Annotated in this window: 8 protein-coding genes and 1 pseudogene; 7 read left to right on the top strand and 2 right to left on the bottom strand. The window is 54.9% G+C overall.

Translation table 11 applies throughout. The features are described from left to right. The first annotated feature begins 40 nt into the window (after positions 1–40). From HP499_RS13700 to HP499_RS13675, 6 genes are read left to right on the top strand one after another with little or no spacing between them, the layout of a single operon-like run. Positions 41–244 carry a DNA cytosine methyltransferase gene (locus HP499_RS13700; protein WP_309138393.1) on the top strand — a complete coding sequence of 68 codons (204 nt, stop codon included), beginning with the start codon at positions 41–43 and terminating at the stop codon, positions 242–244. A gap of 26 nt (positions 245–270) precedes the next feature. Then, positions 271–1,758 (top strand): ATP-binding protein, encoded by a 1,488-nt coding sequence (locus tag HP499_RS13695; RefSeq protein WP_172324587.1) that lies wholly within the window; start codon positions 271–273, stop codon positions 1,756–1,758. Then, entirely contained in the window at positions 1,755–4,610 is a 2,856-nt protein-coding gene (locus HP499_RS13690) for a Z1 domain-containing protein (protein WP_172324586.1), read from the top strand. Before HP499_RS13695 ends, HP499_RS13690 begins: the two co-directional genes overlap by 4 nt. Next, positions 4,607–5,632, top strand: coding sequence for a PD-(D/E)XK motif protein (locus HP499_RS13685; protein WP_172324585.1), 1,026 nt, complete (start codon positions 4,607–4,609; stop codon positions 5,630–5,632). The genes HP499_RS13690 and HP499_RS13685 overlap by 4 nt, the downstream gene beginning before the upstream one ends. Further along, positions 5,629–7,677 carry an AIPR family protein gene (locus HP499_RS13680; RefSeq protein WP_172324584.1) on the top strand — a complete coding sequence of 683 codons (2,049 nt, stop codon included), beginning with the start codon at positions 5,629–5,631 and terminating at the stop codon, positions 7,675–7,677. Before HP499_RS13685 ends, HP499_RS13680 begins: the two co-directional genes overlap by 4 nt. Beyond that, positions 7,674–8,540 (top strand): hypothetical protein, encoded by an 867-nt coding sequence (locus tag HP499_RS13675; RefSeq protein ID WP_172324583.1) that lies wholly within the window; start codon positions 7,674–7,676, stop codon positions 8,538–8,540. The genes HP499_RS13680 and HP499_RS13675 overlap by 4 nt, the downstream gene beginning before the upstream one ends. Positions 8,541–9,237: 697 nt before the next feature. Here the strand turns inward: HP499_RS13675 and HP499_RS24880 are convergent. Beyond that, on the bottom strand, positions 9,238–9,420 hold the full coding sequence (locus tag HP499_RS24880; protein ID WP_216659989.1) for a hypothetical protein: 183 nt from the start codon (positions 9,418–9,420) through the stop codon (positions 9,238–9,240). 36 nt (positions 9,421–9,456) lie between these two features. Next, positions 9,457–9,828, bottom strand: a complete 372-nt coding sequence (locus tag HP499_RS13665; protein WP_172324582.1) for a hypothetical protein — start codon at positions 9,826–9,828, stop codon at positions 9,457–9,459. Between the two features lie 522 nt (positions 9,829–10,350). Between HP499_RS13665 and HP499_RS13660 the strand changes: the two are divergent. After that, positions 10,351–12,197, top strand: a pseudogene (locus tag HP499_RS13660) (hypothetical protein); the annotation flags it as partial.

The following is a 12,197-nucleotide window of genomic DNA, read 5'->3' as shown; positions in this document are numbered from 1 at the left end:
GCAGGTTTGGGAACGGCCTTCATCCACAGTAGTTTCGCACATCGCTAAGGATGGCCACTACTACATTCATCCAGACCCTACTCAAATGCGAAGCCTATCAATTCGAGAAGCGGCCAGACTTCAATCGTTTCCTGATAATTATCTTTTTCTGGGAAACCGAACTCAGCAATACACTCAAGTAGGCAATGCTGTGCCCCCCTACCTGGCGCACCAAATTGCTAACATAGTGTCCAAGCTCATATAAGATGCGATTTGTGGGGGAGTGTTTTCATGCAGCATTCGGAGTGGGAAATTGTGCAACCTAGTGCGAGTCCTGTGTTCGAGGCCCTTAGAGCCTTTGGTTATACGCCAGAGACGTCGATTGCTGATCTCGTGGACAACAGCATTGCGGCACGAGCCAAAAATGTATACATAGCCTTTGTGTGGAATGACGGCGATGCCTACATTGTGATCAAGGATGACGGCGTCGGCATGTCAGAAAAGTCTTTAGTAGACGCTATGCGTCTGGGGAGTCAAAGCCCGGCGGTTGAGCGCCAAAAGGGCGACCTAGGGCGTTTCGGCCTAGGCCTCAAAACTGCCTCGATCGCTCAGGCTCGAGAATTCTCAGTTGTCACCACAAATGCGGCGAATCGGTCACCCGTGGTGCGCCGCTGGGACCTCGACGAGATTCAGCAGTCGGGAGAGTGGCGGCTAAGGAGCTCGCTACCCAACCAAGCTGTAGACGACATTGCATTCGCTGAGACGGGTACTGCGGTTGTCTGGACAAAATGTGACCGACTCATCGGCGATCCGACAACAGGTTCCCGAATGACCAAGGCGCAGTTCCTACGCGTGGCGGACTCAGTTTCCAATCATTTGGGCATGACGTTTCATCGTTTCCTAGGTGCTCCCCGCCGTCTCAGGATAAGTGTCAATGGCTCAGATGTTCGGCCATGGGACCCTTTCCTTTCGGATAACGCGTCCACGTATTCTCCAGGAACCGAAGCTCTGCCGATGCAGGGGCAGGCGATTAAGGTCACCCCATATGTCCTTCCGCATAAAAGCAAGCTTGACATTGACGAGCATAAGAGAGCCGGCGGCATCCAGGGTTGGAATGCCCACCAAGGCTTCTACGTATACAGGGAAGACCGACTGCTAGTTTCTGGCAGTTGGCTTGGGGTAGGAGGCATGAAGGAAGAGCACTCAAAGCTTGCGCGCATTGCGCTCGACGTGCCGATCGCCTTGGACCATATGTGGCAGGTCGATGTCCGCAAGTCCCAGATCCGCCCGCCTGCCTCCATCGTAAGGGACCTCGAGCGTATTGGAAGAACCACAAAGACTAAAGCTCAAGAAGTCTATAGATTTAGAGGCAAAATAGCGGCTGCAAGGTCTTCTCAAGCTTTTGTTTTCGCTTGGTTGCAGCACAAGGACCGAGATATGAACATATCATATCGAATCAATAGGGACAATCCTGTCGTTCGTCAAGTCCTTGACGCCTCACCTGAATACAAAGTACAAATAGAACATTTGCTGAGGTTTGTCGAGGAAACGGTACCAATGACGCAAATTGCTGTCCACTTAGCTAGCTCATTGGAATCATCGCAGCAGCCATTCGACGAGGATACGAGAGGACTGCGTGAGCTGCTCGAATTCTCCTACAGCAGGATGCTCACGAGCGGGGCTTCTAGCGAGCAAGTACTAGATGTGCTCGCCAGTACAGAACCGTTCTCACTTCATCCGGGCATTGTTGCCGCATTCAAGGAAAGCGTGAATTCATGACAACTGCTAGATCATACATCACAAAGATGGCCGCGTCACACTTGGAGTTGCTTCGAGGGCAGAACACTTTCATCACCGCGGAGGAAGTGCGCAACGCTGTATCCCTGTTCTGTGAAGGACCAGCCAAGCAGATGCCCGGAGAAGTCGTCACGGCCGAAGTTGCCGAAGAAATTGCTCGTGACATCGAAACACAATTCAACGTATACGTTACAGGAGGCGCTGCACTCACCAACAATGAGGGACACGTTGCCTGGCTTGATGAACGCCGTAGTTCCATAGAGTGGAAGTTCTGGGACCGATACCGGCGGTACATGATCGAGGACGAAGGCCGCCCCGCAGATGCCTTTGATAAGTCAGTCGGGGATGTGACAGACAGAATCTTGGCTGCACTTGAGGACCCGCGACGTCAAGGCATGTGGGAACGACGAGGGCTCGTGGCGGGCCAGGTCCAATCAGGCAAGACGTCCAACTATGTTGGACTGCTCAATAAGGCAATCGACGCTGGCTACAAGCTCATCATAGTGATGGCTGGCGCCCACGATAGCCTTCGCAGTCAGACTCAGCAGAGAATTAACGAGGGCGTGCTGGGGTTTAACACCGTAGAAACCTTCGTGTCCGGGACTAACGCTAAGACTGGCGTTGGGCTAAAGAGTGGTCCAAACCTTCTCATCAATTGCTCTACGACAGTTGAATCAAATGGGGATTTCAAGTTGGCGATTGCCAAGCAGGCTCACCAAGCGATTGGCGGAGACCCTACGGTTCTAGTGGTCAAAAAGAATGCATCCATCCTGAGGAACGTTTATGCTTGGGCAACGGGTTTGCAGCACACTATAGATCCAGACACAGGCAAAAAAATTGTTCGAGATGTGCCATTACTTGTCCTCGATGATGAAGCAGATTACGCATCGATTGATACCGTAACGAAGCCCGGTGAGCTCGACGAGGAGTCAGATCCGTCCACAATCAACGGATTGATCCGGCAGATTCTGGACACTTTCGAAAAAAGTGCTTACGTCGCATACACTGCCACACCTTTTGCTAATATTTTCATCGATCCGGACGCCATACGAACGGACATCGGGCTGGACCTTTTCCCAGAACACTTCATAGTACGGCTACCGGAACCCTCCAACTACTCTGGTCCGATTCGGTTCTTCGGTCTCGATGGCGACACGGAAGCTGGATTGGAGACTGTGGAACCGCTGCCCACGCTCCGTTCGGTGCAGGACCACGAGGGCTGGCTCAAAGACGGTCACAAGGCAGGCGAAATCCCGGACGATGAGTTACCTCGGTCCCTCAAGGAAGCTATACATGCATTCGTGCTGTCGTGCACGCTGAAGCGGAATAGAAAGTTGCGGGCCAAGCACTCATCAATGCTGGTACACGTCACTCGCTTTAAGGATGTTCAGGCGAATGTTGCGCGCCAAGTGCAGGAGTACGTTGACGATATGCGCATAGCCGTTGAGTACGGGGGAAGCAAAGATCCCGAGTCTATCGTGACAGAGCTTCGGTCGTTGTATCTCAATGATTTCGTCGCTGTTTCCGATGCTCTCCTCGCCAATGAGGACGTCTCCTCTGAATGCAGAGAACTTACTCCCTGGAATGAAGTGGAAGACTCCCTGCTGAAGACCTTGCAGGACATGGAAGTGCAGATTGTGAATGGTTCTGTCAAAGATTCTCTTATGTATTCACAACGTCCTGAAGGCCTTCAGGTAATAGCAATTGGTGGTGATAAGTTGTCTCGGGGGCTAACCTTGGAGGGGCTTATGGTCTCCTACTATTTGCGAGCATCTAGGATGTACGACACTCTTATGCAGATGGGCCGCTGGTTTGGATACCGCCCGGGTTATCTAGATTTATGTCGCATCTATACGACTCCGCAGCTCGTTACATGGTACTCACGCATCACTGACGCCGCAGCTAAGCTATATCGTGAGTTCGAGGTTATGGGGCAGCTCAATCGAACTCCCCGACAGTATGGTTTGCGAATTCAACAGCATCCTGACGGATTGATGGTCACTGCCGCCAACAAATCTCGACATTCGCAGAAAATGAAAGTTAGCTTCGCCGGTACGCAGTGCGAAACTCTCTTGTTTGACACTAAAGAAAATTCCCGCGTCCAAAACTGGCGAGCACTGGAACGGCTTGCAGCGGACGTTTTCGGTGCAGAAATGTCTACACGGAAGAAGCATGAGAAACATGAGGTGCCTGCCGATACTGTTCTCAAGTTCCTCAAGAATTATGCGGGGCACAAGGATTCGGGTCGAGGGCTTCCGCAGCCGATCATTGAGTACATCGAGAAGTGCTTGGCACCGGCGACGTCCGAGCTCGGTCACTGGACTGTAATGCTCGCGGACAAGACAGACTCGGACGACGGAGGAGATGCGCCGATCGAGCTGGTCCGTTCCGTCGAGGATCCATCTATGGTCGTTGGTGAAATTGGCCTCTACTCTCGGATGCCTTTCCCGAATGACCAAACAGATGAAAAGCGAACTATAAAAAGATTGGTAAGCCCGGGTGATGTTCTCTTGCCGCTGAAGAGGGCATCGCGAGCTACCTGGGAGGAGGCGCTGCAGTGGGCGGTGGAGCGATATGAGTCCGGTGCCGCTAAGCCTGGCACCAAGAGACCTGAAAAGCCGACGGCAGCGGCAGAGCGCCAACTGCGCTCAGTTGAACACGGGTTCCTGATGGTATATCCCATTTCGCCAACCTCCTTCGGGTTCGCAGAAGGCTCGACGCCCTTTGTTGGATTCGCCGTTTCGTTCCCTGCCAGCGATAACGGTCTTTCAGTTGACTACCAAGTCAACGCAGTGTATTGGGACGATCTGTTTGAAGATGGAGGTTCCAATTGACGCTGATAGGTCGAGGCGCGCAGCCAGACGACATTCGGAACGTATGGCAGTCTTTGAAAGATGAGTTCGACTCTTCGGGCCAGTTCTTCAGACGGTTGCCTTCAAGCGCGGACAGAGACGTCTTCCTGTTCACGGACGGTGGCCGAGACGGCCGACGGGGGCTTAGCGTGGGAGCAGCCGGGAACCTCGATGAGGTGGCTGCCCGACTTCCCGATGTATCCGGGTTGACCGTAACTTCGTCGCTCACACGCAGCGGCCGGGTCGACGTACGTATCGAAGAGTCTGGCCGCACAGAAACGGTTGTCTTTGATGCTCTAATCGATGATGTTGTGCGCTCGGTTTCGGAAGTGCGCTCGGGGGACGTGTTGATGAGTGTCTGCAGGAGACTGGAGCTCTGGAAACAGTTTTTCACGGGCACCGCGTCATGGCTCACCCCTAACCAGCAAGCGGGACTCTTTGCCGAGCTGACCGTATTCAGGGACGTCATGCGCCCGATTGTCGGCTGGGAGGCGGCCGCGCGTTCATGGTATGGACCTGAGAGAGCATTGCAGGATTTCGCCGACGAGCGGGTTGCCATTGAGGTGAAGTCGGTGTCGCCCACCGGGCCGGCACTGGCCACTATCGCTAACGAGCGACAGTTGGACGACAGCGCGGTGGGAGTACTGCTTTTGGCGGTGCACAAAATCGACGTACGCGATACTGGTAATGGGGCGAGTCTTCCTCAGCTGGTCGCGGAAATGAGATCTCATCTGGCCGGGGACGAAGTGGCCTCAAGTCTGTTTGAGGACAGACTTATTCGCGCGGGCTATTCTGATGCCCATGTATCGAGGTATGTGCAACGGATGACGGTCAGAAACGTGTCTTGGTACCAAGTGAGCGGAGCATTTCCGCGACTGCTCGAGCGGGACCTTCCGGGAGGCATCAGCCATGTCTCATACAAGGTGAACGCTGAGTCATGCCAAGAGTGGGAGCTGACGCGGCGCCAAGTGAAAGAAATCATACGAGAGGCTTACCAAGCGTGAGTAACCTTTCAACATTTCATGCCGATCTGCTCCAATTCGTCAGGATCGAGGCTGAACTTGAAGGAAGCCCTGAGACTTTAGCGCACGGTTTCACGCAGCTTGTTATGAACCTCTTGATTGAAGCCGGCGAAGCAGTTGACCCGGTCGGGGCACTCTATGGGCTTCCAAAGATGCATACGTCTGGCTACGACTGGGATGAAGAGCGCGGCCTTCTGACGGTCTTCGGTACTGAATTCTCTGCTCTCCCCGAGGTTGCGTCGCTGACTAAGACTGAGCTGACGCCGGTCCTCAAGCGCATGGTGGAATTTTCATCACGTTCTGCCACGGATCTTGAGGACCAGATTGATGAATCTACGGTACTGCATGATGTTGTTTCCACCATTAAGTCCGTATGGTCAACTGTCCGTCGTGTTCGGTTGGTGGTCCTGACGAATTATCGACTTCGAACACCCGTCCCGGATGTCGAGCCGATCAGGGGCAGGCCAACAGTTGTCGAAGTTTGGGACATCGAGCGTATTCAGAAACTTATGGCGTCCGGCAATGCTCAGGAACCTGTGTCGGTCGAGCTTGAAGAGTTTGGACTTTCCGGACTTCCTTTTCCCGGACCCAACGGTACAGCTGGAATCTACCAATCGTTTTTAACCGTTCTGCCTGGGCGAGCTCTGGCTGAAATCTATGGCGAGTATGGACCCCGCCTCTTGGAACTGAATGTTCGATCATTTCTACAAACACGCGGCAAAATTAACAAAGGCATTCAGGAGACCATAAAGTCTGAGCCTGAGCGCTTTCTTGCTTACAACAATGGCTTGTCGCTTACGGCAACCCGTGTCGATACTCAGTCGATAGGTGGCCGAGAGCTGATCACGAGACTTCACGATGTTCAAATTGTGAACGGAGGTCAAACAACCGCATCCCTCTATCACGCCTTGACTGAGGGAAAATCTAGGCTTGATAACATTGAAGTGCAGGTGAAACTTACCGTTGTGGACCCGTCCGTTCGAGAGGAACTGGCGCCCCGGATATCTGAATTCTCGAATTCGCAGAACCCTGTACGAATGGCTGATTTTTCAGCAAACGACCCCTTCCATGTTGCCTTGGAAAAGCAGTCACGCGTTACATGGGCTCCGTGCGCTGAGGGCACCAACGTAATGACCCGATGGTTTTTTGAACGTGCTCGCGGGCAGTACGCTGATGCAGTCGCGCGAGAACGCACGCCCGCAGCGCAACGAAAGTTCAAAAGTGAACACCCTGCCAGTCAAAAGCTGCTTAAGACGGACATTGCGAAATATGAGAATACTTGGTCTCAACTACCACATCTTGTGAGCTTGGGAGCAGAGAAGAATTTCAAGGAGTTCCTCCAGAGTAGGAGAGAGTCCAACGCCAACTTGGTACCCGACGAAGAATACTTCCGTCGGGTCATCGCGAAGGCCATCCTCTGGCGAAAAGCTGAGGCTGCAATAACCAACCTCCAATTGGGTGCTTACCGAGCTGCTACTGTGGCGTACACCTTGGCGCTCCTGTCTTATAAGACGGCGCAAAGGATTGACCTAGGCAAATTGTGGCAAAGGCAGGATCTGCCTGAGGACGTGCTTGCAGCAATTGTTGACCTGGCGCCGTTGGTGCACGAGAGGATTGTTTCTTCAGCTGGGACACGGAACGTAACCGAGTGGGCTAAGAGGAAGGAATGCTGGGCGGACATCCAGTCTATGGATTGGCAGCCACCGGCCTATTTGCAGTTATTGGATGTCAAGACTACTGGGTCCAAGAAGACAAGAGCCACGCCGGATGATGCTGCTCCTCGATCCTCGGAGGAAGGAGAAGCAATCGACCGCGTCTGTGCTGTCGATGGAGAAGTATGGAAAAGCTTGTCAACTTGGGCTAAGCAAACGGATAACCTCGCCGCTTGGCAGCGGGGTATTGCCTTCAGTATCGGCAGGGTGCTTTCTTCAGGTAAAGAGCCGTCCGTCAAGCAAGCAATTCAGGGACATAAGATCTTGATTGAGGCTGAACGACTGGGTTTTGACATCAAAGCAGCCACTTTGTGAGCGAATGGATGGCGGATAAGCTAAACGGATTTGTAGCCGGAAGGAAGCCTTTGCCTTGCAATCGTCCCTTTTGCGGCCACGCGGGGCTAGGTGTTCTTACAGCTTGTGACCACCAGTTATTGGTGAGCGGTTCGGTGGACCCGGGAAGCGCGAACCCGGTTGGCGGCGACCTAGTCGTTGAATCACTCGATGAATTTCGAGCTCCCCTCGAACGGAGATTTTACGACTGGGTTATCGGCGTTCTTGAAGATGCCGGAGTTGTCGGAATCCTTCGTGACGATTATGTCTATCAAGCATCGTCATTCCATGGAAAACTGCATGTGGCTGAGGGGGTGACTCTCGCACTGTCACTCACAAGATATTCAGTTGAATTCTTGCTTGACGACTCGGTACAGGCGGTGATCAGCTTCGATGAAGAGAACATTGAGAATGAAGAAGCTGAATTAGAGGCTAGCCAGGTCCATCGAGCTTTCGGTGCCGCCCTCCAACGCACTGCCATGCTCAGGGCTTGGGTAGCTTGTACACCTCTAGCAAGTAACTCCACTGTACTGCTCAAGAACCTTCGTGTGCACGCCCAGGGAACGACTGTAGCGATGGACGTATCAACTGACTTGGCCGACTTCACCATCACAGTCCGACGGTCGGCAAGCTCAGACATCGCCCGATACGTTCTGTCAGCCGACGATTCTCCTATTTTTCAGAGCTTACGTGTTTCTGACGCCGTTCTCTGTGATGTTGCGGAGGATGCCGGAGGCGATGACAACCCAGCGACGATTGTCTTGGCAATGATGGTGACGTCTGAGGTAGCACACAGCGATCCGCTTTGGGCTCTGTCAAATGAGCTTGCAAGGCCTCACGGCTAGCGTATGTTTTCCGGCCGACTTTGGAATCCCGGGGTCTTCGGCCTCTTCGAACATCGCCAGATGCCCGAAATTCTGACCGGGAAGTGTTGCTGAGCCTGTTCTAAGCTCACCCGCTCATACCCTGCCGAGCACAATGTAATGCGGCTGTTTCGTACTACTTACTGTGGGGGATGGAAGCGCCTGGGTGGTGTAGCCGGGCCGTGTTTGCCGGTTTTTGATCACCCAGTAGAGGAGGTCCTGACTTTGGTGTCGGCGGGTCCTTCGGGAACCATAGAGACTGTGATGCAGCCTTCATCGCGGGCGGCATTGATTTTGCTCGGCGGGCGGGCCGCCGTATTGCCCGGTCCGGTCGACGAGCGCGGCGCCATGGTGGCGTCCCGTGGGTTGTATAAGCGTGCACCAAAGTAGGACGCATGCGCCGCAGTCTTTAGGACTGAACGTCACAGATTGACTGTGGCCCGCGACTCCGCCTCAGTAAATGAACTCCGTTTCTTCTGGGCATCGTCCGCAGTTGCGCCGCGTTGAGCGAATTCTGGAGCGGGTTTGTGAGCCGGAAATAGCCCATTACGTTGGTGGCAAACGTGACTTCAAGGCCGGCTGAAGTCACTTGGCGCTCCTTGCGGAACACCTAGGCAGCGTTGACCAACACTTTGATCTTTTGGTGACCGGAATGGAACTCCTCAACTAGGCACCGGATTCAGGCTTGGCTCGAGAGATCACAGGCAGGCAGCGTCAGTGCCGCGTTGGGCACAGCGGCCTTGATGTCGCGAAGTGAGTCTTCTGCCCGCGCTTCTGAAGGGCCAACCACGATGACGGTCCCTCCTTTGCGGGACAGCGGAGTAGCGATGGCCTTGCAAAGGCCATCGGTGACGCCGGTCACGCGGGATATATACCATTCGTTGAAGCTATAGCAGGATCACAGCACTTTCTTCGCGTCCATCCCCACCCCACCCAGGATTGACGAGTAGTGCCGCGTCAGCCGAGGAAGCCCCACCGCATAAAGCCTTGTTAACTCCTTCACAGCCAGCGAATGTTTCGGGCACCCCCACTTATCCAGCACAGGCAGGCTAATAAGCGACAGGTCCAGTCCGTACCCCGTCGCCCAGAGCACCGGGGTGATCCCGGCATCAGCCAGGTTCAGTGAGCCCATCTCGGACGGCAGCCAGTCGGCGAACGGGGCCGTTGGCTGTTCCGGCGCATCCAAGCCGGCCGCAATGTCCCCGTCCAGTGCTTTCCGTATCCGCTGATTGAGCCCGCTCGACTGTGGCCAGGCGCTCGGGGAGGTCATCGCTGAAGGTGACGCAACCGTCGTCAACAATGTTCCATCGACCGTGCAGGTGCAGACCGCGGTCACCTAGCTCCACCGGTGGATCTTGTGTCCGCCGTCGGTGCCGGAAGGAGCGGATTGCCGGCGAAGCGAGCGGGGGAAGCGCCTCACGATGAGGGCGTTGATGCCAGGGTTCGGGGCCGTGCTTGCCTGTTTCAAGGTGTCACTACAGAATGTCGTGGCTGCTGTAACGGCGTGGCGCCTCGGGACGAGAGGGCCGGGCCAGGTCGCCCTCGCCATCGGTGCTCTGAGTGGGCGCGGATTTGTTATGCGTAATGTTGACGGTGCTCCTGTGTCACCCGCGGATTGGCGCATTAGAAGTGCTAGATATATAAAAGGTCGTGAACGCGGAGCTGAAATCAGCCCCAGAGCTGCTCCGCGGCCAAGATGCATGCGGTTGTGCCGGCTGACCAGAAATCGGAGTTCATGAATGCCACGTCTTGTTGAGTCCGAATCTTTGGTGCTTTCTAGGACGGTCGCAGCGTGAGCGATCCTCGATGGATGCAATTTATGGAGTTTGGCGCACTGTTCGCTAAGACAGTCGATCTCGATGCCGACGAGTACAACTACAAGCTTGCAGTCGCCGAAAAGCTTCGAAGGACTAGGGAGATTTTCCTTCAGCACAACAACGGATGGTTCGAGGCTCTTCGCAGAGACATCGCCTCGTCGAATCTCATGAATCGATACTTCATGATGCGGCTTATCGACGTTGGCCGGACCACACCAGACGACCTCTGGAAAGTGGTTTCTTTGATGTGGGAAGGCGACGTGGATGCCCATCGCATTGACGACTTCACGGCCGCGCTCCGCCCACACAATCAAGAGCAGTTCTCGGTTGGCGGCATAATCGGATTTGCTTCACTCCTGCTAATGGGTCGAGACCCCCTTCGTTTCCCACCGTATCGAGCCCAAGCAGCGAAGAAGTTCCTCAAACTTGTGGGATGGGACAGCAAAGGTGCTAACGGGGAACCAGCTCGCCGGTATGAACTTCTGCTGGAGGCACTCGACGAAATCATTCGGCTGGCTCCTGAACATGGCATTGCGCTTCGCGACCGCTTGGACGCGCAGGGCCTGATGTGGACTGTCATGAATGTGGATCCGACGGATGATTGGAGTCCTGAAGACAGTGCTGCATTCCGGGCATGGAGGGGTGACAAAGTGAAGGCAGCACTTGTCGGGTCGGTGCTGGCCGAGACTCCGGCCCAGCTGATCATTAGAAGCGGTCTCCGTGGCGAGCCTTCGCCCATGGACGGCCGCACGTATACCTGGACGCCGGAAACGGCCAAGGATCTTGCTGATCGGAGCAAGAACACCGACGTGGGCCCGGGCTCGTTCATGGCCAAGTTGGAGCGCCAACTGGCAGACACCCCGAGGGAGACCGTCCTTCTCGCTGCCGAGCTGGTTTACCTCCAGGTTTTTCCTCTGGAAAATGTAACGCCGGCTACGAAGATCGCCCGAGTGGAGAAAGTCCTATCGTGGGTGCCCGAGGCCGATACCGAGTTGCCGGATGTGCTCCGCCAAGGGCTTCAAGCCAAAGGCTCGTTCAACGGGGGAGTAGGCTTCAACATCCAAGTCGCAGACCACGTTGGTTGGCTCAGCCGCTTTGTGGAGCACGTTACGGAGCAGCCTGCGAACGTAATCAACGTGGCTCTTGAGGACCCGTGGGCATTCATGGGACTGACGCAGGCGGTCACCAAGGACTGGCCAACAATCCGTTACTGCATCGACTTTCTGGCGTGGCCCGATCACCTGCAGCCTATAGTCAGCCGTGATCACCGGATCAAAATCCGCAACGCATTTGCGGGAATTATCGGAGGGCCGAGCGGGGGTTCCGATCTCGATATTGCCAAGGACCTGCTCAATATCCGTCAGGCCCAGCAGGGAGATTCGGACGAACTTGTTGAGTGGTATGCCGAGCCGTACCTCAGCGAGTGGCAACTGTCGGGTAATCCCGGTCGACGGGGCTGGCTGGTTCGCCAGAATCAGGGCGGCGTTGGGATGGTCGATTCCTGGTTGGGACATGGCTTCGTCTCTCTCAGGGCGCAGCACCTAGGCTCGCCTTCACCTCGAAGCAATTTTGATGAGGTACAGGCCGCGGTAAATGCTGGATATCAGCACATCGACTATGCGGAACGTAAAGTCCGGGCCCAAGAGTTCTACCGCTTCCTCAGCCAGATGAAGGTGGACGATTTCGTCTTGACAGCCTTCGAAAGCAACCTCTACCTGGGCGTTATCACCGGCGAAGCGGAATACGTGGACGACGAGACATCCCGTTTGCGTAGGCAAGTCACGTGGCGCCGCGAACCCATAGCCAATGATGATCTCCCGGC

The sequence above is a fragment of the Paenarthrobacter sp. CM16 genome (assembly GCF_013179505.1).
Classification (GTDB): domain Bacteria; phylum Actinomycetota; class Actinomycetes; order Actinomycetales; family Micrococcaceae; genus Arthrobacter.
Note: the sequence above shows the minus strand (reverse complement) of the source record. Positions and strands in the feature narration are given on the sequence as shown.

Excerpts from the sequence above, each read along its gene's own strand:
- HP499_RS13665 (WP_172324582.1), bottom strand. The coding sequence starts at position 9,828 with ATGACCTCCCCGAGCGCCTGGCCACAGTCGAGCGGGCTCAATCAGCGG.
- HP499_RS13690 (WP_172324586.1), top strand. The coding sequence starts at position 1,755 with ATGACAACTGCTAGATCATACATCACAAAGATGGCCGCGTCACACTTG.
- HP499_RS13695 (WP_172324587.1), top strand. The coding sequence starts at position 271 with ATGCAGCATTCGGAGTGGGAAATTGTGCAACCTAGTGCGAGTCCTGTG.